The organism is Pseudomonas flavocrustae (assembly GCF_029872515.1).
In the GTDB taxonomy this organism is placed as follows: domain Bacteria; phylum Pseudomonadota; class Gammaproteobacteria; order Pseudomonadales; family Pseudomonadaceae; genus Chryseomonas; species Chryseomonas aestiva.
The window spans coordinates 182,351-202,956 of sequence record NZ_JAPDIQ010000001.1 but is presented as its reverse complement, the minus strand read 5'-3'; the positions used below and the strand labels follow the sequence as shown (position 1 = coordinate 202,956).

The window sequence follows — 20,606 nt, the reverse complement described above, 5'->3', positions numbered from 1 at the left end:
CCCTCTGCGCCCGAGATAACTCATGCCCAGCCAGCCCTTTGCCGTCGATCTCGCCTATCGCCCGCGCCTCGCCGACCTGCGTCCCCTGTTGCCGGCGCAACCCGCCGGTTTGAGAAGCACCGAGCCGCGCATCACCCCCGCCGCCAGCCTGGCGGATCGCCAGGGTTACCAGGCCGACTTCCTGGGCGCCTTCCAGGTCCCCTGGCCCCGTCCGAGCGCGGCCCTGGCCGGCGACGTCTATCCGCTGCCCGCCTCCGGCGATCGCCTGGACTACACCCACTTCTCGGTCACGCTCTCGCGCAGCCGGCGAATGGCGCTCTGGGTCGGCGTCAATATCGACGGCGACCAGCACGTCGAGGTGCCCCGTAGCCGCGATGCCTGGGCCTACGACGGCCGGGTGCCGCTAGAGGCTCAGCTCGGCGAGGCGCTCTATGCCGACAACCTGCTCGACCGCGGCCACCTGGTGCGCCGCCAGGACCCCAACTGGGGCGCCGCCGCCACCCAGGCCAACCGCGACACCTTCCACTTCACCAACTGCGCACCACAGATGGCCGCCTTCAACCAACGGACCTGGCTGGAGCTGGAGGACTATCTGCTCGAAAACACCCAGCGCTGGCAGGCGTGCATCACCGTCTTCAGCGGCCCGGTCCTGCGCGCGGATGACCGCTCCTACCGCGAGGCCCGGATTCCCGAGGCCTTCTGGAAGGTGGTGGCCTTTCTCGGTGACGACGGCAAGCCCTCCGCCAGCGCCTATCTGATCGATCAGCGCCGCGAACTCGACGAGCTGTCCATCACCTTCGGCCGCCTGCGCACCTATCAATGCAGCGTCCTGCGTATCGAGCAGCTGACCGGCATCGACTTCGGCCCGCTGCGCGACCACGACGGCTTTTCCAATGAAGAGCGGGCCACCGGCAGCCCCGTCGAGCGGGCCATTTTCGGTCCTACCGACATCCTGCTCTAAGGCTTGTCTGTAAAGTCGCCGAGCGAAGGTCAGGCAAGGCAAAAATCCGTGAGGAAGCGGAGTTTACGAATGGTAAATGAGCATTCCGAACGGATTTTTAACGCCGCATGACCAAGCGCAGGCACTTTTCAGACAAAGCCTATCCCGGCTGCACGCAGGCGCGCGGCAGGCTGTTGCGCACGCCCAGCGCCGCCAGCAGGATCACCCCGCCCAGATAGAGTTCGGCGGCGCCGGCCAGGCCCAGCAGCGGCACCAGGGCGCTGACCGCCAGGGCGGGCAGGCAGAACGCCAGGTAACTGAGCACATAGAAGGCGGCCAGCAACCCGGCGCGCTGGGTCGGTTCGGCCAGCGGCAGCAGACTGCGGGTGGCGCCGAGAAAACCGCTGCCAAAGCCGACGCCAGTCACCAGGGTACCTAGGGCGAAGAAACCCAGCTGACCGCTGGCCACCGCCAACCAGAGCACGGCCGGACCGGCCACCAGGGTGACCGCGCCCAGGCGCAGCAGGCGCATGGGCGGCCAGCCACGCAGGCCGTGCAGACAGGCCGCACCGGTGAGCGTCAGACCGGCCACCACCACCCCGCCGACCAGGATCGACGTCGTACCGGTCGCCGCCTTGACCAGCCCCGGCATCAACGACAGATAAAAGCCGCCCACCGCCCAGACCGCCAGTTCCAGCGGCAATACCCGCCAGAGCATGACGCGAGCCTGGGGCGGCACCACCAGCTGGGGACGCAAGGCGGCGAGCAGGCCCGGCCGGCGCGGTACGCGATCGGGCAGGCGCAGCAGCGCCAGGCCCTGCAACACGAACAGCAGCAGGAACAGCCGATAGACCAGTTGCAGCGGCGCCGGCGCGAATTCCACCAGCAGACCGCAACCCAGCGCGCCGACCGCCATGCCGAGCAGGGGCGTCAGGCTGTTCAACCAGGGGCCGCGCTCGGCATCCACGTCCAGCAGCGCCGCACCCAGGGCACTGGTGGCGATCCCGGTCGCCAGGCCCTGCAGGGCGCGGGCAAGGACCAGATCAGCCAGACCGTGGGCCTGATGGAACAGCAGCATGGAGCCCGCTTCCAGCACCAGCGCCGCCAGGATCACCGGCTGGCGCCCCAGGTGATCGGACAGCCGCCCGCCCACCAGCAAGGCGGCCAGCAGGGCAAAGGCATAGACGGCGAACACCAGCGTCAGCCAGAAGGTGGAAAAGTCCCAGGCCTGCTGGTAGCTGGCATAAAGGGGGGTCGGCGCGCTGGACGCGGCGAGGAAGGTCAGCAGCACCGAGCCCAGCAGCGCCAGGCGTGCGGAGGAAGAGCCGTTCAGTGAAGACATGCCCACACCTTAAAGCTAATTAATTGCTTTAAAGCCTGAACCCTTCCTGCAGCAAAAGCAATGCGTTTGCGTTAAGAGCCGGGTATCCTGTCAGGATGACCAACAAGCAAGCCCGCCCCGGCGGCCGCAGTGCCCGCGTTCAGCAAGCCATCCACGAGGCCGTCCTGGCGCTCCTGCAGGAGCAGCCCCGGGAAGCCCTCACCGTCCCCCTGATCGCCGCGCGCGCCGGGGTCACGCCTTCGACCCTCTATCGTCGCTGGGGCAACCTGCCCAGCCTGCTGGCCGACGTCGACCTACAGCGCCTGCGCCCGGACCAGCCGCCGGAAGACACCGGTAGCCTGAAAGGCGATCTCGAACGCTGGCTGGAACACTATGTCGACGACCTTGCCTCCACCCCTGGCCAGGCCATGCTCAGGGACGCCTTGGCCGCCACCGATCCGGGATGCGCGGTGCGCTGCACCGAGCCGACCCGAGAGCGCCTGGAGCTGCTGCTCGAACGCGCCCACCGACGTGGCGAGCCGGCACCGCCCCTGGACGCCCTGCTCGACGGCCTGGTCGCTCCGCTGATCTATCGCACCCTGTTCGGCGCCGAACGCCCCGACCTGGCGCTGTGCCTGCAGCTGCTCGCCCGGGTACTGCGGCCAGACCGCTAGGAAAAGCACCGGCCCCTAAACGACGAGGCCCGGACTGTCGCCAGTCCGGGCCTCGTGCCTTGTCAGCGGGTCCCAGGGGATCCGCCAGAGGTTGCGCTTAGGCGGCGACCACCTTGTTGGCCGGCTGGGTACGACGACCCAGGGCACCACCGATGGCACCGACGATGCCACCGATCACCAGGCTGATCAGCAGGACCCAGCTGGCCTGGGAGACCTTGCGGGCAGCCACGTCAGCCGCTTCGCGGGCCTTCTGCTCGGCCTGGGCCTTGAGCTCCTGGTACTTGGCATAGGCCTGCTGGTAGGTCTGCTGGGCCTTGTCGACGATGGCATTGGCCTCGGCGTCGCTCTTGCCGGTGCGGGCCTTGATCAGGTTCACCAGAGCCTGACGGTCAGCGGCGTTCCAGGCCTGGTCGCCACGCTGCTTCAGACGATCCAGCAGGGCACCCAGCTGGTCATCGGTCTGCTGCGGATTGTTGGCGCTGTTCTGGGCAGTGTTCTTGGCATCCTGTTCGGCGCCCTGAGCCTGCTGCTGCAGATTCTCCGGCTGCAGCTCGGTCTTGCCGGTCTGGCGCAGCGCGGTTTCCAGTTCGTTCTGCAGATCACCCAGGTCGAGCTGGATGCCCTGCTGACGCAGTTGGTCCTGAACCTGGTTGGTCAGGGCCGGTGCCGCCTGGGACAGGCCGCTGCCGACCATCGACAGGCCACTGCCCGCCACGTTCAGACCGGTACGCACCACGCCGCTCACGGCACTGGACACCAGATAGACGCTGACCAGGGTCACGCTGGCCCAGACCAGGATGCCGTGCAGGGCGCCTTCGCGCTGCGCCAGGCGACCGGCGATCCAGGCGCCGACGAAGACCGAGACCACGGCGCTGACGCCGACCCAGATACCGGTGCCCTTGCCCAGGCCGGACAGCGGATTGGCTTCCTGTTGCGGATCGATGGAAGCCGAGCCGATGGCGGTGCCGAGCAGGCTCAGCAGCAGCGAAACGGTCAGGGCGATGACCACGCCGGCGATGATCGAACTCCAGGAAATGCGCTTCAGCAGAGGCGCGGTGGCGGTGGCCGTGGTGGCTGCATAGGCTGGGGTGTGACGGGCGTCATAGGACATGGCAAGTGCTCCGGGTGGTTATGGGAAGAACTTATTGTGGTAACGGATTGATACCGTCACGCTTTCGGAAGTTCCAAGACCCTTGTTCCAGAGCCCTCAGAGGTCGTAGGACCTCAGTTGTCCGCTATCCGAGCAGGATGTCGGCCAGCAGCTTCACATTGAGCACCACGATCAGCCCGGCGATCGCCCAGGCCAGCACCTGCGTGACCCGACCGATCACGAAGCTGCCCATCAGCTGGCGGTCCGAGACGAAGCGTACCAGCGGGATCACCGCGAAGGGCAGTTGCATGGACAGCACCACCTGGCTCAGCACCAGCAGCTTGGCCGTACCGCTCTCGCCATAGAGGCCGGTCACCACCACCACCGGGATCACGGCGATGCCCCGGGTGATCAGCCGCCGCGCCCAGTCGGGAATGCGCAGCGACAGGAAGCCCTCCATGACGATCTGGCCGGCCAGGGTCGCGGTGACGGTGGAGTTGATGCCCGACGCCAGCAGCGCCACCGCGAACAGCAGCGAGGCGATGCCGACGCCCAGCATCGGCGACAGCAGGTGGTAGGCGTCCTGGATCTCGGCCACGTCGGTGCGCCCGGCGCTGTGGAACACCGCCGCGGCGGTGATCAGGATGGCGGCGTTGACGAACAGCGCCAGCATCAGCGCCAGGGTACTGTCGGCCACCGCCCAGCGCAGGCCCATTCGCCGCCCGGCCTCGGTGCGCGGATAGGCGCGGGTCTGCACGATGGACGAATGCAGATAGAGGTTATGGGGCATCACGGTGGCACCGATGATGCCGATGGCCAGGTACAGCGCGGCCGGATTGGTGACGATCTCCGCCTTGGGCAGGAAGCCGTCGGCAATCGCCGCCAGTGACGGCTGGGCCAGCACCATCTGCACGCCGAAGCAGACGAAGATCAGCGTCAGCAGGGCGATGACGAAGGCTTCCAGCCAGCGAAAGCCGCGATTCATCAGCAACAGGATGAGAAAGACGTCCAGCGCCGTGAGGATGGCGCCCCACATCAGCGGGATGCCGAACAGCAGATTCAGCGCGATGGCGGTGCCGATCACCTCGGCCAGGTCGCAGGCGATGATGGCGATCTCGCAGGCGATCCACAACAGCAGGCTCACCGGCCGCGAATAGCGCGCGCGGCAGGCCTGGGCCAGGTCCAGCCCGGTAGCGATGCCCAGGCGTGCGGCCAGGGCCTGCAGCAGGATGGCCATGAGATTGGAGAGCAGGATCACCGACAGCAGCAGGTAGCCGAATTGCGAGCCACCGGCCAGGTCCGTGGCCCAGTTGCCCGGATCCATGTAGCCCACCGAGACCATGTAGCCGGGGCCGATAAAGGCCAGCAGCCGGCGCAGCCAGCTGCCGCCTTCGGGCACCGGCACGCTGGCATTCATCCGCCCCAGGCTGGGCCGGGCGGACGGCGCAGGCTCCTGCCAGGCAGGCTCGACGTAGCTGGCGGACTCTTTCATGGCGGACTCGTGCGGCAAGGTAGGACTACCCTTTGGAGAATTTAGCCTAGGCTAAAATTCACACATCCAGCAATAAAAAATCTCTATCTCATCCGTCGATAACGCCCATTGGCGAAGGAATCTTTGGTATTCGCTCGCAACTCGGTCAAAATGGCGCCCGCACGCGTCCTCTCGACGCGCCTCAGGTCTTTGCGGAGAAGGTCATTCAGGTGGGCAACATGACAAAGGACGACGAACTGCTGAATCGGTTGGTCGATCCATCCATTCATATGGAAGGTTTTCAACAGGTCCGCGAAGCCCATCGTCAGGAGCTGATCGAAGACTATGTCGAGCTCATTTCCGACCTCATCCGGGACGGCGGTGAAGCCCGTCAGGTGGATATCGCCGCGCGCATCGGCGTCGCCCAGCCGACCGTGGCCAAGATGCTCAAGCGCCTGGCCGCCGCCGGCCTGATCGTGCAGCGTCCCTATCGCGGCGTCTTCCTCACCCCCGAAGGCGAAGCCCTGGCCGAAGCCAGTCGCGCGCGCCACCACGTGGTGGAGACCTTCCTACTGACCCTGGGCGTGGACGCCGATACCGCACGGCGCGATGCCGAGGGCATGGAGCACCATGTCAGCGAGGCCACCCTGGCCGTCTTCCGCCGTTTCATCGCCAGCCGTCAGGCCTGACGCCTGCGGCTTTAGTCGAAAGTCGCTCAGCTTCCCTTAAGAAAATCCCGGCACCGTCGAAGTAGTGGAAGTCATACTTTCACTCCTCTCGGTGCCCTGCCATGTTCAATCGCCCCCTCAAGACCGAACTCGCCCAACTGCGTGCCGAAGTCGCCGAATTGCGTCAGTTGCACGCGGGCTTCGAAAGCCAGGCGCTCAGTCTTACCGTGGATGACCGTGGCAACATCGAGAAGGTCAACGAGCGCTTCTGCCGCGAGATGGGCTATCGCGCCGAGAACGTGGTGGGGCGTCCGCTGGATGCCTTCATTCCCGAATACGTCAAACAACTGCCCTGCTATCGCGATCTCAAGAGCGCGCTCAGCCAGGGCCAGCAGACCAGCGGCATGTATCGCCTGCTGCGGGCCAACGGCCAGGAAGCCTGGCTCTATGCCACCTGGCAGCCGCTGCGTGACGCCGATGGCTGCATCCACAAGACCATCTGCTACGGCAACGACCGTACCGAACAGGTGGAGACCTCCACCGAGCACTCCGGCCTGATCAACGCCCTGCTGAGATCCACCGCGGTCATCGAATTCAACCTGGCCGGCGAGGTGCTCACCGCCAACGACCGCTTCCTGCAGGGCATGGGCTATTCGCTCAAGCAGATCCAGGGCAAGCACCACCGCATGTTCTGCACCAGCGAAGAGAGTCACTCCGCCGACTACCAGGCGTTCTGGGCACGGCTGAATCGCGGCGAATTCATCGCCAGCCGCTTCAAGCGCATCGACAGCCACGGTCGCACCGTCTGGCTGGAAGCCTCCTACAACCCGGTGCTCAACACCCGTGGCGAGCTGTACAAGGTGGTGAAATTCGCCACCGTCATCACCGCCCAGGTGGAACAGGAACAGGCGGTGGCTGAAGCCGCCAAGGTCGCCTTCGACATCTCCCAGCAGACCGATGAAAGCGCCCGTGAAGGCGCCGAGGTGGTGCAGGACACCGTCGCGGTGATGCGCAAGATCGCCGAGGAATTGCAGGTCGCGTCCAACGGCATCGAGGCCCTGGGCGAGCAGTCGCTGGTGATCAGCACCATCGTCAAGACCATCAGCGGGATCGCCGAACAGACCAACCTGCTGGCACTCAACGCCGCTATCGAGGCGGCACGGGCCGGCGAACAGGGCCGCGGTTTCGCCGTGGTGGCCGACGAGGTACGCCAACTGGCCGGCCGCACCAGCAAGGCCACCGAGGAGATCGTCGGGGTGGTGCAGCAGAACCAGCAACTGGCGCAGACCGCCGTGGCCAACATGGCGGCGAGCAAGCACCAGGCGGAACAGGGCCTGCAACTGGCCAACGCCGCGGGCACCCGCATCACCGAGATCCAGGACGGGGCCCAGCGCGTGGTCGGGGCGGTGGGGCAGTTCGCCCGCCGCCTGAACTAGCCCACGGACCGGCGCCCGCCTCAGGCCGGCGCCGGACGCCGCCACCCGAGCAGCCCCAGCGCCGCCAGGGTTACCCCCAGGCTGACCAGCAGGCACAGCCCGAGCAGGCCACGGTCACCCCAGCTCTCCCGTGCCAGGGCATAGCACCAGGGCGCGGCCGCCGAGAGCAGGAAGCTCGGCGCCAGCAACTTGCCGGTCAGGCGCGCATAGAGCGCCCGATCGAACAACTCCAGCGGCAGGCTGGCCCGCAGCACCGCCACCAGGCCGTTGAGGGCGCCATAGAGAAAGACGAAGCCGGCGGTGAGACCGAGATGGCCTTCGCTCGCCAGCGCCAGGGCGAAACTCAGCGGCAGGCCGAGGCCCAGCACCAGATTGAGCTGACGCGCCGAAAGCCGCTGGCCGGAAGCCAGTTCCGCCAGCCGCGCGCAGACCTGGCCGATCCCCCACAGCGCCGCCACCCCCACCGGCACCCCACGCTCGGCCAGCAGCGCCGGCAGATGGGCCGACAGTCCCGCCGACAGAAAGCCGATCAACGCCATCCCGGTGGCGAACAGCACGCCGGCCAGGCGCGGCGAGCCGCCCCCTGCCGCGGGCGGCAATTCGGCGTAGGGCAGGCGCCCACGCACATTGGGCAGCGGCAAGAGCAGCAGCACGCCGGCCAGGGCGATGCCGGCATAGACCACCAGCCCCAGGCGCCAGCCCAGCACCTCCAGCAGCCAGTGCCCCAGCGGCCAGAACACCGCCGAGGCCAGCCCGCCGAGCAGGGTGATGCGCACCATCACCGCCCGCGAGCGCTCGCCGGCCAGGCGCGCCAGGGTGGCGAAGGCGGCGTCGTACAGCGACAGGCGCATGCCCACGCCCAGGGTCACCCAGGCCAGGTAGAACAGCGGCGCCGACTGGGCCGCCGCCAGGCCCAGGCAACCCAGGGCATCGAGCACCAGGCCGAGTTGCAGGGTGCGACAGCCGCCCAGGCGTTCGATCACCGCGCCGCTGAAGGGCGAGACCAGCCCCATGGTCAGCATCGCCAGGGAAAAGCCGCCATAGACCCAGCGCGCGTCCCAGCCCAGTCCCGCGGCCATCGCCGGGCCGTAGACACCCGGCAGATAGAAGGCCAGCCCCCAGGCCAGCAACTGCATCAGCCCCAGCTGCCAGATGGCGCGATCGCTCGGCATCGGCGTCATCAGCGCGTACCCGGGGTCCGCTCGCCCTCACCCAGGCTACGTTGCATGAGGACCGTATCCACCCAGCGCCCATGCTTGAAACCCACCGCCTCGAAGGTGCCAACGGTGCGAAACCCCAGGCGCTGGTGCAGGGCGATGGAGCCCTGGTTGGCGCTGTCACCGATCACCGCCACCAACTGGCGAAAGCCCGCCGCCGTGCAGGCCGCGACGATCTCTTCCAGCAGCCGCCGGCCGATACCCTGGCCACCCAGGCCGTCGCGCACATACACCGAGTCTTCCGCGGTATGGCGATAGGCCGGTCGCGGGCGATAGAGCACCGCATAGGCATAGCCCACCACCGCGCCGTCCCGTTCGGCCACCCGGTAAGGCAGCCCGGCCTGGCGCACCGCTGCCAGCCGGCGCTCCAGCTCGGCCAGGTCCGGCGGCTCCAGCTCGAAACTGGCGCAGCTGCGCAGCACGTGTTCAGCATAGATGGCCTGGATGGCCGGCAGATCGGCGGGGGTGGCATCGCGCAACTGCAGAGCGGTGTTCACGGGAGAGGTCCATTCGCGGGGTCGATGAAGCGATCATGCCGGGACGGCCAGCCAAAGATAAAGCTATGCTCGGTTATCACCGGTATAAGCGAAACCTTGGCATGGCCGACCTCAATCTCACCCAGCTGCAGACCTTCGTCCAGGTCGTCGCCACCGGCAGCTTTTCCGCCGCGGCCGATCGCCTGGGGCTGAGCCAGCCGGCGGTCAGCCTGCAGATCCGCCAGCTGGAACGGCGCCTGGGTCTCAAGCTGCTGGAACGCCTGGGGCGCGGACTCAAGCCCACCGCCGCGGGCAGTCTGCTGCTGGACCACGCCGAACGGATCCAGACGGCGGTGGACCAGGCCCTGCAGGCCCTGGCCAGCCATGGCGAGACGGTCAGCGGTCGGGTCGCCATCGGCACCGGCGCCACCGCCTGCATCCATCTCCTGCCGCTGCTGCTGGGCCAGTTGCGCCAGCGCTTTCCCCAGCTGGATGTGCGGGTCAGCACCGGCAACACCCTGGACGTCTTGCGGGCGGTGGAAGACAACCGCCTCGACCTGGGCCTGGTCACCCTGCCCGCCAGTGGCCGCAACCTGCAGGTGGAACCGCTGCTGGAGGATGCCTTCGTCGCCCTGCTCCCGCCTGCCAGTCCGTTACCGACAGGTGCGCTGGCCCCGGCGGAACTGGCCGAGGCGCCGCTGCTGGCCTTCGAGACCGGCAGCAGCACCCGGTTGCTGATCGACGACTGGTTTCGCCGCGCCGGCCAGGCCAGCCGGCCGGTGATGGAGCTGGGCAGCATCGAGGCGCTCAAGGAACTGGTGGCCGCCGGCCTCGGCTACAGCCTGGTGCCCGGCATCGCCGTGGCCACCGAGCACCATCGCCACGGCCTGAGGGTCCAGCCACTGGCGCCGCCCCTGACCCGCACCCTGGCCCTGGTGCTGCGCCGCGACAAACCCCTGAGCCGCCCGCTGCAGCAGGTGCTGGAAGCGCTCCGGCGGTTGCGTCGCTGAGCAGGGCTCGACCGCGCGGCCGCCACGGCTTATGATTCGATAATTTAACGATCATTGAATTATCGAATCATGCAGGAAGAACTCGCCGTATCCGCCCTCGCCGCCCTGGCCCATGCCCAGCGCCTGAGGGTCTTCCGCGCCCTGGTGGTCGCCGGCACGGCCGGCCTCATGCCCAGCCAGTTGGCCGACCAGCTCGAGGTGGCCCGCAGCAACCTCTCCTTCCACCTCAAGGAACTGGCCAACGCCGGTCTCGTCACGGTGGAGTCCCAGGGACGCAACCTGATCTATCGGGCGGCCTACGAGCACATGAATGCGCTGCTCGGCTATCTGACCGAGCACTGTTGCGCCGGCGGCGACTGCGTGGTCAGCGAATCGCCGCGCTGTGCCTGCTGATCCGCTGACCCGCACCCATCCACCGATCATCCGACCAGGCCCGCCATGCACAGTCCCCACGCCTGCCCACCGGCAGCACCCGCCATGAACACCTTCGAGCGTTACCTCAGCCTCTGGGTGGCGCTCTGCATCGTCGCCGGCATCGCCCTCGGCCAGCTGGCACCGGGCCTGTTCCGCTTCATCGGCCGGATCGAGCTGGCCCAGGTCAATCTGCCGGTCGGCCTGCTGATCTGGATCATGATCGTGCCGATGCTGCTCAAAGTGGATTTCAGCGCCCTCGGTCAGGTCCGCCAGCACTGGCGCGGGATCGGCGTCACCCTGTTCGTCAACTGGGCGGTCAAGCCCTTCTCCATGGCGCTGCTCGCCTGGCTGTTCATTCGGGAACTCTTCGCGCCCTGGCTGCCGACCGAGCAGCTGGACAGCTACATCGCCGGGCTCATCCTGCTGGCGGCGGCGCCCTGCACGGCCATGGTCTTCGTCTGGAGTCGCCTCACCCAGGGCGATCCGCTGTTCACCCTGTCCCAGGTCGCACTGAACGACACCCTCATGGTGTTCGCCTTCGCCCCCATCGTCGGTCTGTTGCTGGGTCTGTCGTCGATCGCCGTGCCCTGGGCCACCCTGCTGCTTTCGGTGATCCTCTACCTGGTGCTGCCGGTGATCCTCGCCCAGCTCTGGCGGCGCACGCTGCTGCGCCAGGGCCAGGCCGCCTTCGACAGCACCCTGGCCCGCCTGGGGCCCTTCTCGATGGGTGCCCTGCTGGCCACCCTGGTGCTGCTGTTCGCCTTCCAGGGCGAGGCGATCCTGGCGCAGCCGCTGGTGATCGCCCTGCTGGCCGTGCCCATCCTGATCCAGGTGCTGTTCAATTCGGCCCTGGCCTACTGGCTCAATCGCCTGGTGGGCGAGAGCCACAGCGTCGCCTGTCCGTCGGCGCTGATCGGCGCCAGCAACTTCTTCGAACTGGCGGTGGCCGCCGCCATCAGCCTGTTCGGCTTCCACTCGGGCGCCGCCCTGGCTACCGTGGTGGGGGTCCTTATCGAGGTACCGCTGATGCTGCTGGTCGTGCGCCTGGTGAACGGCTCGCGCGGCTGGTACGAACGCGGCGCCCTTTCCTCCCGTCGAGATCGCCCATGAACGACGCCGTCACGATCTACCACAACCCCGCCTGCGGCACCTCGCGCAACGTGCTGGGCCTGATTCGCAACAGCGGCGTCGAGCCGACGGTCATCCACTACCTGGAGACACCGCCCAACCAGGCGCAGCTGGAGCGGCTGGAGCGGCTGATCGCCGACCTGGGCATGCCGGTACGGGAGCTGCTGCGCCAGCAGGGTACGCCCTACGCCGAGTTGGGCCTGGACGATCCGCGGCTGGATGACGCGGCCCTGATCGCCGCCATGCTCCAGCACCCTATCCTGATCAATCGGCCCATCGTGGTGACCGCCTTGGGTACGCGGCTCTGCCGCCCCTCGGAACGGGTGCTGGAGATCCTGCCCGAGCCGCAGCGCGGACCCTTCGTCAAGGAAGACGGCGAGGTGGTGGCTCCTTCTGCGACGCCGCGCGGCTGATCGGGCCGCCATGCGCGACATCGCCCGCGATAAGGACAGCGCCTGGCAGGTCTTCATGATCTTTCTGCGCCTGGGCTGCACCAGCTTTGGCGGGCCCATCGCCCACCTGGGCTATTTCCGCCAGGCCTTCGTCACCCGCCGCCAATGGCTGGATGAAGCCGCCTATGCCGAGCTGGTCGCGCTCTGCCAGCTGCTGCCCGGTCCGACCAGCAGCCAGGTCGGCATGGCCCTGGGACTGGGGCGCGCCGGCGGCTGGGGTCTGCTGGCAGCCTGGCTCGGCTTCACCCTGCCCTCCGCCCTGCTGCTGATCCTGTTCGCCCTAGGCCTTGGCCACTTTCCAGGATTGGCCGACTCGGGCGCGGTGCATGGCCTCAAGGTCTTCGCCGTGGCCGTGGTGGCCCAGGCGGTCTGGAGTATGGGCCGCAGCCTGTGCCCGGATACGCCGCGTCGCGTCCTGGCGCTGGTCGCCGCCGGCCTGGCGCTCTGGCTGCCCGGTTCGGCGGGGCAACTGCTGGGGCTGGGCCTGGCCGCCCTGGTCGGTCGCCTGGCACTGGCGCCGACCGCCACGCCGCCGGCCCTGGTCCTGCGAACCGGACTCTCCCGGCACCTTGGGGTCGTCGCCCTGCTGCTGTTCCTGCTGCCGCTGCTGCTATTGCCCGCCTGGAGCCACCTGGCCGAGGGTGTCTATCGAGCGGGGGCCCTGGTCTTCGGCGGCGGCCATGTGGTGCTGCCGCTGCTGCAGGCGGTGGTGGTGCCCGTCGGCCTGGTCAGCGATGGTCAGGTCATGGCCGGCTACGGCCTGGCCCAGGCGGTGCCCGGACCGCTGTTCACCTTTGCCGCCTACCTGGGTGCCCTGGTGCCCGCCACCCTGCCCGCCTGGCTCAATGGCCTGCTCTGGACCCTGCTGATCTTTCTGCCCGGCGCGCTCATCCTGCTCGCCGCCCTGCCCTTCTGGCAGACCCTGCGCCAGCACCCCGGCTGGCAACGCGCCCTGACCGGACTCAACGCGGGGGTGGTCGGCCTGCTGCTGGCGGCCCTCTACGATCCGGTCTGGACGGGAGGCATCCGCGGCCCGCTGGACGTCGCGCTGGCCGCGCTGGCCCTGGTGCTGCTCCTGAGCACCCGCTGGTCGCCCGTGCTGATCGCGCTATTGGTCGTTCTGGCCGCCTGGTTGTTGAACTTTTAGCGCACTACCGTTTAGCGGCGTGCCACTAGTGGCCCGATGAAATTGCGGCGTGGTTCGCTGTAGCTCCGTGGAAAGCTAGGCACTGTCGGCGTGACGTTCAGCTGTATGAAACGTCTTGCCCTGCGCGAGAACGTGTCCAGCGAGCGCTCGGCCTGACCTGCATTAAGGATGACCGCCATGACCTACAAGAATCCCCTGGACACCACCGCCCCCCTGTTCACCGCTGCCCTTGCCAAGGCGCCCCTGGCCGCCGCGCCCGCCAAGCCGGCCGGCACCTTTGATGGTGTTACCTACTACGCCTTCCAGAGCCAGCCGCGCCTTACCCTGGATATCAATGCCGCGCCCGAATACGTCGGCTTCGCCAAGACCTTCGACGCCAAGGGCCCGCACTATGCGGCCGGCTCGACCCTGAACGAACTGACCCTGACCGGTCATTGGGAAGACCAGATCACCCGCCTCGAAGGCCATACTCGCGGCGCCACCACCAGCGACAGCACCCTGGATTCGAGCATCGCCAAGCTGACCGTCAGCCTCACCGACGTGCCGACCAATCAGTTCAATGAAGGCGACATCATCACCCTGGACAACTTCGATGGCCTGCAGACCTTCGACGGCTCTACTTCCACTGCCGGCCTGTCGATTGACTTCCTGCATGGCTACACCGAAGGCCATGACTACACCTATGCCAGCCAGAGCGCCTTCCTGAAGAGCGTGATCACCGGCAGCGGCAAGGACTCGGTGAGTGTCAGCACCATCGCCGCCGCGGAACTGGATAGCGTCGCCTCCCTCGCCCACTCGCGGGTCAAGGCCATCACCGTCGATACCGGCGCCGGTAGCGATCAGATCAGCGCCCATATCCAGCAGGCTGATGTCACCATCAACGCCGGCGCTGGCAACGATTACGTGGACCTGCTGTTCACCAAAGGCGTGGCCGCCCACAACGCCAACCTGAGCGGCAGCTACGGTCACGGGGCCACCATTACCCTGGGCGAAGGGCCCGATTACCTGAGCCTCGAACCCAGTCTGGTCAACTTCGATGGCAGTAGCAGCGCCGCCGCCAACCGTTCCCTGGCCGCCAACCATGTGACGGTCACCGACTACAACGCGAACGATGACCACATCATCTTCGGCTTCGCGGTGTACGACGAGAAAGCCGTGGTCACCATCCAGGACGCCGCCCTGGCGAAGGCGACCAGCCTGTTCGCCGCGCTCAACACCGTGACCCAGTCCACCACCGGCCTGGTTAATGCCGCCGTCTTCCACTACGGCCAGGACACCTATGTCTTCCGGGACGCAGGCTACGAAGGCCAGGTCGACAACCTGGACTCGCTGATCAAACTGGTAGGCGTTCATAACCTCGATGACGTCGCCAGCACCGTCTCCGCTCGTGAGCGCTATGAGCCGGGCGGCACGCTTGGCTGGGGTTGATCGCCCCTGAATGCCACGGCCGCCCCAACCGGGCGGCTCGCCGGCCGCTTCTGTGAGGTACTCGTGTCTTACCACAAGAGCCGGGCACTCACGGCAGGAACCCAGGGTCTGTCTAGCGATACCCTTCCGAACACGAGGAGCGCGCGATGAAGATCCTGATGGTCCTGACCTCCCACGACCAGCTCGGCGACACCGGCAAGAAAACCGGTTTCTGGCTGGAAGAATTTGCTGCCCCCTACTACGTCTTCAAGGATGCCGGTGCCGAGATCACCCTGGCCTCCCCCGCCGGTGGTCAACCGCCGCTGGACCCCAAAAGCGACGCCCCCGACGCCCAGACCGAGTCCACCGAACGCTTCAAGAACGATCCCGAAGCGCAGCAGGCCCTGGCCAATACCGTCAAGCTCGCCGAGGTAGAGGCCGAGGACTACGACAGCGTCTTCTATCCCGGCGGCCACGGCCCGCTCTGGGACCTCGCCGAGTCCCGCGACTCCATCGCCCTGCTCGAAGCCTTCGCCCAGGCCAACAAGCCCTTCGGCCTGGTCTGCCACGCCCCCGGCGTGCTGCGCCACGTCAAGGCCGCCGACGGCACGCCGCTGGTCAAGGGCCGCACCGTCACCGGCTTCACCAACAGCGAAGAAGCCGGCGTGCAACTCACCGACGTGGTGCCCTTCCTGGTGGAGGACGAGCTGAAGAAGCTTGGCGCCCGCTACGAAAAAGGCCCGGACTGGGGCGAGTTCGTAGTGGAGGACGGCAACCTGGTCACCGGCCAGAATCCGGCCAGTTCGGAAGCGGCGGCGGATGCCCTGTTGACCAAGCTGGGCTGAGCAACCCGAACCTGAAAAAGCCCGCCTAATGGCGGGCTTTTCGTTGTGGTCCATCACCACCAACCTGGCCGCTCCTGCGCGGGAGAGCTGAGCACAAGGCTGCGTCCCGTTCCCGACTACTCAGGCGGACCGGCCAGGTGCCCCTGTCTTCATCGCTGAACGACAACTGGAGGTCTACGCCAAGCGTTTGATCGCCGGCAACCGTCGAGGCTGTTCACCAGCGCTCGCCTCGCCTATAACTATGACGATTGGCAATTCGAACAAGATCAAAGTGCCATTAGTCGCCAAGGTTGCAGAAATCCAAGCGCCAGCCGACATCCTCCCATGAGCGCAGCCTTCAACCCTGCTCCGCCCAGGCTGGAAAGGATATCCGTGCAGTTGGTTACCTGGTCGTATTTTCAGAGCATTGCCCGATGAAGAGAATCCTGCTCGGCGTGCGCGTCCTGATGTCCGTGCCCAAGGACAATCCCGGCCTGGTCAAGGCGCAATACCTCGCGCTGTCGCGCCAGCTGCCGATGATGTACTTCATCCTGCTGACCAACACCCTGATGCTGGCCGGCACCCACTATGCCGTGGCGCCACGCTGGCTGGTGCTGTATTGCCCGTTGATCATGACGCTGTTCGGCGTGATCCGGGCGGCCGAATGGTTCCGCACGCGCAACCAGCCACGCAGTCCGGCGCAGATGCTGACGGCCCTGAAGCGCACCAACAGGCTCGCGCCCATCGTGGCCTCGGCCTTCACCGCCTGGGCGCTGGCACTGTTTCCCTATGGCGACAGCTATACCCAGGCGCATGTGGGCTTCTACATGGCGATCACCGTGATCGGCTGCATCTTCTGCATGATGCACCTGCTGCCCGCGGCCCTGGCCACCACCGCCGTGGTCAACACCGCCTTCGTGGTGTTCTTCGCCTCCACCACCATCAGCACCTTCGTGGCCACGGCGATCGACGTCCTGCTGGTGTCCATCGCCATGCTGGTCATCCTCAAGGCGCAATACGGTGACTTCACCCGCCTGGTGAACATGCAGGCGCAAACAGCCAAGCTCAGCGAGGAAAATCTCAAGCTCGCCAATCAGGACAGCCTGACCGGCCTCGCCAATCGGCGGCAGTTCTTTGCCCGCCTCGATAGCCTGCTGGCCGATGCGCGCGCGCAGGGAACCCGTCTCGCCGTGGGCCTGATCGACCTGGACGGCTTCAAGCCGGTCAACGATATCTATGGCCATAGCGTGGGCGACCGGCTGCTCTATCAGGTCGGCCAGCGCCTGAGCGGACTGCTCGACGAGGACGTCCACCTGGCCCGCCTGGGCGGCGACGAATTCAGCCTGATCATCACCCGGGTCTTGAACGACGAGCAGTTGCGGGCGTTTGGCGAAAAGGTCTGCGCGAGCCTGCGCGAGCCGTTCCTGCTGGTGGACATGCCCATCCAGATCGGGGGCTCGCTGGGCATCGCGACCTTTCCCGACCAGGCCTTTACCGCCACGGACGTCTATGAACACGCCGACTACGCCCTGTACCAGAGCAAGCGCCACCGCCCCGGCACGGCCTGCCTGTTCAGCACCGCCCATCGCCAGCAACTCAATCGTGAAGGCCTGACCGAACAGGCCCTGCGCCGGGCCGACCTGGAGCGCGAGTTCTACATGGTCTTCCAGCCCATCGTGGACATCCACAGCAAGCAGACGGTGGCCTTCGAGGCCCTGGCGCGCTGGGAAAGCCCGGAGCTGGGCAACGTGCCACCGGGTGATTTCATCGCCACCGCCGAGCGCGTCGGCATGGTCAATCGCCTCACCCTACCCCTGCTGAGCAAGGCCCTGAACGCGGCCGTGCGCTGGCCCACGGGCATCCGCCTGGCCTTCAACCTCTCCGCCCACGACTGCGGCTCGGAAGAGGCGGCCCAGCAGATCGTCGAACTGATCAAGCACAGCGGCTTCGACCCGGCCTGCCTCGACCTGGAAATCACCGAAACCGCCGCTATCCAGGACCTGCCCCAGACCCAGCGCGCCATCAGCCGCTTTCGCGAACTGGGCTGCGGCATCTCCCTCGACGACTTCGGCACCGGCTATTCCAGCCTCAGCCAGATCCACGCCCTGCCGCTGACCAAACTGAAGGTGGACCGCACCTTCGTCACCGACCTTCACCTCGACCCGGCCAGCTTTAAGATCGTCAAATCCCTGATCGCCCTGTGCCAGGACATGCAGCTGGAATGCATCGTGGAAGGGGTGGAGACCGCTGCGGAACTGGGGGCGCTGAAGAATCTAGGCTGTACTTGGGCCCAGGGCTATCTGTTCGCCAAGCCTATGCGCGCGAGTGATATCAGGGGTTGGTTGGAAGGGGAGCATTTGGCTGAGGTGTTGGCGGTTTGATTCGCAAAGGTATCAGGTGCGACGCGAGCTCTTGTCCAGGCAGCGACCTCTGGTTCAGCCACGCCCGTTCACAACCGTACCCCTCAACACCTTGCTCTGCTTGGGTTACTTAGGCACTCATGCCACTTCATTCAGAATCTTCAAGAAGTTTAGGTTAGGCCGTTGAGCATGGGCTTAACCCTGCAATCCTGAAGCCCCCGGAAAGCCGATAGAGACATACTCGCTTACGCGACACACTTGGCCCGCCGGGCCTAGAACATGAATACCGTGATGTGATCAGCCCATGGCTGCTGGCGACAAGAAGCGGACGTCGACAAGCGACCGCTATCGATCCATAGCGGACGTTGGCGGTGAGCAGCTACCGGCCAATAGCGGTCACTTCGGACGGCTCAGGGATGCCTCTAGCTGGTCGAGGAAAATACGTACACGATGCGGTACCTGTTGCCGGGTTGGAAGCACAGCAGTGATAAAGAGTTGCTCGGGAGTAGCGTCGTCCAGCTCCACTAGCCGCAAGCTGCTCGTCTCAATATCGTCACGAACATCCCAATAGGTGAGCATTGCTAACCCCAGCCCCTGTTTGCTCGCGGTGCGTACTGCTTCGACGCTATTCGCAGAAAATACGCTTTCACCTTTGAAGCCGACTATTTTCCCTTCCCGTACGAAAGGCCAATGCGGCATACCGTGAAGCGCTATGCAGCGATGGCGGTACAAGTCGTCGTACGTCCTAGGCACGCCGTGCTGCTCTAGGTAAGCGGGGCTTGCGCACAGCACGCGGGGATTGGGAGCCAGCGGGCGAGCAACCAAAGCGGAATCGCGCAGGGTCGCGATACGAATGGCCACGTCGATTCCCAGGCTAACAATATCCACGATGCTGTCCGAAAGGTGCAGGTCGACTTGCAGCGCAGGATGTTCGGCCAGCAATGACGAGATAAGCGGCATGACGACGGCCTGGCCGAACACTGTCGGCGCAGTCACCTTCAACACGCCGCTGGCAGTTCCTGCGTTTGTCTTCAGGGCGACTCTCGCCGCCTCGCTCGCGCTGACAAGCGTCTTTGAAAATGGCAGAAAAACCTCCCCTTCAGGCGTGAGCGAAACTGAGCGAGTGGTGCGGTGCACCAATCGCACACCCAAATCTTGCTCAAGAGAAGCAAGCCGCCGTGACACGGTCATGGGAGACAGCCCAAGTCGCCGAGCCGCACCAGAAAGACTGTAGCTTTCAGCAATAGCCGCAAACACTTCAACGTCTGAAATCTGCATGTTTGTATCGCTTTCTGTTAAAGCGCCTTATCCGGTTCGCCCGATTCCCATTACCGTCATCAATGTCTAGCCTTTTCACCTTGCCTTGATCGGCAAAAAAGCACAGAGAGGATACGACGATGCCTAACCCACAAACTCTAACTCCATATGATATTGCAGGCCGCTTGTTGAGGAACCGCTTGGCGGTAGCTCCAATGACGCGCGTCAGCGCCACCGAGACAGGTCACGTAACCCAGGAAATGGCTCGGTACTACGAGCGTTTTGCCCGAGGAGGCTTTGGCCTGGTCATTACGGAAGGCATCTATACCGATCAAAAGCACTCGCAGGGTTACCCCTTCCAGCCCGGCATTACCGATGATCAGCAGGCACAGGCTTGGCGAGCAGTTACCGACAGTATCCACGCTCACCACGGTGCAGTCTTCGCGCAGATCATGCACGCAGGGGCCCTCAGCCAGGGCAACCGCTTCGTCGACGCTCCGGCTGCACCCTCGGCACTGCGCCCGAAAGGAGAACAGATGAAGTTTTACTACGGCGAGGGTCAGTACCCCCTACCCCGCGCCATGAAAGAAGAAGATATTGCCGACGCCATCGAGGGCTTTGCTCGGGCTGCAACCCTGGCCATCGAATCCGCTAATTTCGATGGCATCGAAATCCACGGAGCGAACGGATACCTGCTTGATCAATTCCTCACTGACTACACAAATCAACGTAACGACCGTTGGGGCGGCTCCGTACAGGCTCGAATCTCCCTGACCCTCGAAGTGATAAAAGCGGTGAGGAAGGCGGTAGGCACTGTGCCTGTGGGCGTTCGAATCTCGCAGAGCAAGGTCAATGATTACGAGCACAAATGGGCCGAGGGAGAGCAGGCTGCTGATGTGATCTTTGGCTCACTCAACGATGCTGGAGTGGACTTCGTTCACGTCACGGAACACGAAGCCTGGAAACCGGCATTTCCTTCCGGCCAGAGCACCCTTGTCTCTCTCTCTCGTCGCTATGCCCCGCAGGTGACGTTGATTGCAAATGGTGGCTTGCATACGCCTGAGCATGCGTCATCCGTGATGGAGGAAGGTGCCGATATCATTGCAATCGGAAAGGCTGCGCTTGCAAACCCGGATCTGCCGCAGCGGCTAGCCAGAAAAGAACCTCTAGATGAGTTTGACGCCTCGATCTTGGGGCCTATCGCGAACATCAAGAGTAGCGAGCTGACTTTGGCTTAATAGCAATGTCAGAAGCGGGCGAGAATGTCCGCTTTTGGCCGCTAGCCGCCCTAAGGCAATAACAGCTTTGGCGCTC

At 65.6% G+C, this 20,606-nt stretch carries 19 protein-coding genes and 1 pseudogene; 14 read left to right on the top strand and 6 right to left on the bottom strand.

What is annotated here, in order from left to right:
• Window positions 1–22 precede the first annotated feature (22 nt).
• Window positions 23–961: a DNA/RNA non-specific endonuclease gene (locus OMP44_RS00940; RefSeq protein WP_187980043.1), complete on the top strand. Its 939-nt coding sequence runs from the start codon at window positions 23–25 to the stop codon at window positions 959–961.
• A gap of 139 nt (window positions 962–1,100) precedes the next feature.
• On the opposite strand, the gene OMP44_RS00935 is transcribed toward OMP44_RS00940, so the two are convergent.
• The gene (locus tag OMP44_RS00935; RefSeq protein WP_280305977.1) at window positions 1,101–2,282 is read right to left on the bottom strand and encodes an MFS transporter; all 1,182 of its coding nucleotides are present in this window, start codon (window positions 2,280–2,282) and stop codon (window positions 1,101–1,103) included.
• Between the two features lie 95 nt (window positions 2,283–2,377).
• On the opposite strand from OMP44_RS00935, the gene OMP44_RS00930 reads away from it, so the two are divergent.
• On the top strand, window positions 2,378–2,935 hold the full coding sequence (locus OMP44_RS00930) for a TetR/AcrR family transcriptional regulator (protein ID WP_187980045.1): 558 nt from the start codon (window positions 2,378–2,380) through the stop codon (window positions 2,933–2,935).
• 97 nt (window positions 2,936–3,032) lie between these two features.
• On the opposite strand, the gene OMP44_RS00925 is transcribed toward OMP44_RS00930, so the two are convergent.
• Both OMP44_RS00925 and OMP44_RS00920 read right to left on the bottom strand, forming a co-directional pair.
• The gene (locus OMP44_RS00925) at window positions 3,033–4,046 is read right to left on the bottom strand and encodes a YrzE family protein (protein ID WP_133862652.1); all 1,014 of its coding nucleotides are present in this window, start codon (window positions 4,044–4,046) and stop codon (window positions 3,033–3,035) included.
• A 124-nt stretch (window positions 4,047–4,170) separates the two neighbouring features.
• The gene (locus tag OMP44_RS00920) at window positions 4,171–5,517 is read right to left on the bottom strand and encodes an Nramp family divalent metal transporter (RefSeq protein WP_187980046.1); all 1,347 of its coding nucleotides are present in this window, start codon (window positions 5,515–5,517) and stop codon (window positions 4,171–4,173) included.
• A gap of 218 nt (window positions 5,518–5,735) precedes the next feature.
• Here OMP44_RS00920 and mntR point away from each other — a divergent pair, with 218 nt between their 5' ends.
• From mntR to OMP44_RS24815, 3 genes and pseudogenes are all read left to right on the top strand, one after another.
• Window positions 5,736–6,185 (top strand): manganese-binding transcriptional regulator MntR, encoded by a 450-nt coding sequence (gene mntR, locus OMP44_RS00915; RefSeq protein ID WP_017640022.1) that lies wholly within the window; start codon window positions 5,736–5,738, stop codon window positions 6,183–6,185.
• A gap of 101 nt (window positions 6,186–6,286) precedes the next feature.
• Window positions 6,287–7,063: pseudogene (locus tag OMP44_RS24820) on the top strand (PAS domain-containing protein); the annotation flags it as partial.
• Window positions 7,058–7,600, top strand: coding sequence for a methyl-accepting chemotaxis protein (locus OMP44_RS24815; protein ID WP_431312620.1), 543 nt, complete (start codon window positions 7,058–7,060; stop codon window positions 7,598–7,600). The pseudogene OMP44_RS24820 and the gene OMP44_RS24815, both read left to right, overlap by 6 nt.
• 20 nt (window positions 7,601–7,620) lie before the next feature.
• Here the strand turns inward: OMP44_RS24815 and OMP44_RS00905 are convergent, their stop codons facing one another.
• A complete protein-coding gene (locus OMP44_RS00905) occupies window positions 7,621–8,781 on the bottom strand; it encodes an MFS transporter (protein WP_280305972.1) in 1,161 nt (386 codons plus the stop codon).
• Window positions 8,781–9,314: a GNAT family N-acetyltransferase gene (locus tag OMP44_RS00900; RefSeq protein ID WP_280305970.1), complete on the bottom strand. Its 534-nt coding sequence runs from the start codon at window positions 9,312–9,314 to the stop codon at window positions 8,781–8,783. The genes OMP44_RS00905 and OMP44_RS00900 overlap by 1 nt, the downstream gene beginning before the upstream one ends.
• Window positions 9,315–9,379: 65 nt before the next feature.
• Here OMP44_RS00900 and OMP44_RS00895 point away from each other — a divergent pair, with 65 nt between their 5' ends.
• From OMP44_RS00895 to OMP44_RS00860, 8 genes are all read left to right on the top strand, one after another.
• Window positions 9,380–10,303, top strand: a complete 924-nt coding sequence (locus tag OMP44_RS00895; RefSeq protein ID WP_280305969.1) for a LysR family transcriptional regulator — start codon at window positions 9,380–9,382, stop codon at window positions 10,301–10,303.
• Between the two features lie 69 nt (window positions 10,304–10,372).
• The gene (locus OMP44_RS00890) at window positions 10,373–10,696 is read left to right on the top strand and encodes an ArsR/SmtB family transcription factor (protein ID WP_280305967.1); all 324 of its coding nucleotides are present in this window, start codon (window positions 10,373–10,375) and stop codon (window positions 10,694–10,696) included.
• Window positions 10,697–10,780: 84 nt separating this feature from the next.
• The gene (gene arsB, locus OMP44_RS00885) at window positions 10,781–11,827 is read left to right on the top strand and encodes an ACR3 family arsenite efflux transporter (protein ID WP_431312619.1); all 1,047 of its coding nucleotides are present in this window, start codon (window positions 10,781–10,783) and stop codon (window positions 11,825–11,827) included.
• The gene (gene arsC / locus OMP44_RS00880) at window positions 11,824–12,258 is read left to right on the top strand and encodes an arsenate reductase (glutaredoxin) (protein ID WP_280305963.1); all 435 of its coding nucleotides are present in this window, start codon (window positions 11,824–11,826) and stop codon (window positions 12,256–12,258) included. The genes arsB and arsC overlap by 4 nt, the downstream gene beginning before the upstream one ends.
• A 10-nt stretch (window positions 12,259–12,268) precedes the next feature.
• Window positions 12,269–13,444, top strand: a complete 1,176-nt coding sequence (gene chrA / locus OMP44_RS00875) for a chromate efflux transporter (RefSeq protein ID WP_273861347.1) — start codon at window positions 12,269–12,271, stop codon at window positions 13,442–13,444.
• A 177-nt stretch (window positions 13,445–13,621) separates the two neighbouring features.
• Window positions 13,622–14,872, top strand: coding sequence for a hypothetical protein (locus OMP44_RS00870; RefSeq protein WP_187980054.1), 1,251 nt, complete (start codon window positions 13,622–13,624; stop codon window positions 14,870–14,872).
• A gap of 146 nt (window positions 14,873–15,018) precedes the next feature.
• Window positions 15,019–15,696 (top strand): type 1 glutamine amidotransferase domain-containing protein, encoded by a 678-nt coding sequence (locus OMP44_RS00865; protein WP_280305960.1) that lies wholly within the window; start codon window positions 15,019–15,021, stop codon window positions 15,694–15,696.
• A gap of 413 nt (window positions 15,697–16,109) precedes the next feature.
• The gene (locus tag OMP44_RS00860; RefSeq protein WP_280305958.1) at window positions 16,110–18,056 is read left to right on the top strand and encodes a putative bifunctional diguanylate cyclase/phosphodiesterase; all 1,947 of its coding nucleotides are present in this window, start codon (window positions 16,110–16,112) and stop codon (window positions 18,054–18,056) included.
• A gap of 375 nt (window positions 18,057–18,431) precedes the next feature.
• On the opposite strand, the gene OMP44_RS00855 is transcribed toward OMP44_RS00860, so the two are convergent.
• Window positions 18,432–19,313 carry a LysR family transcriptional regulator gene (locus OMP44_RS00855; RefSeq protein ID WP_280305957.1) on the bottom strand — a complete coding sequence of 294 codons (882 nt, stop codon included), beginning with the start codon at window positions 19,311–19,313 and terminating at the stop codon, window positions 18,432–18,434.
• 119 nt (window positions 19,314–19,432) lie between these two features.
• Between OMP44_RS00855 and OMP44_RS00850 the strand changes: the two genes are divergently transcribed.
• The gene (locus OMP44_RS00850; protein ID WP_280305955.1) at window positions 19,433–20,530 is read left to right on the top strand and encodes an oxidoreductase; all 1,098 of its coding nucleotides are present in this window, start codon (window positions 19,433–19,435) and stop codon (window positions 20,528–20,530) included.
• The last annotated feature ends 76 nt before the right edge of the window (window positions 20,531–20,606 follow it).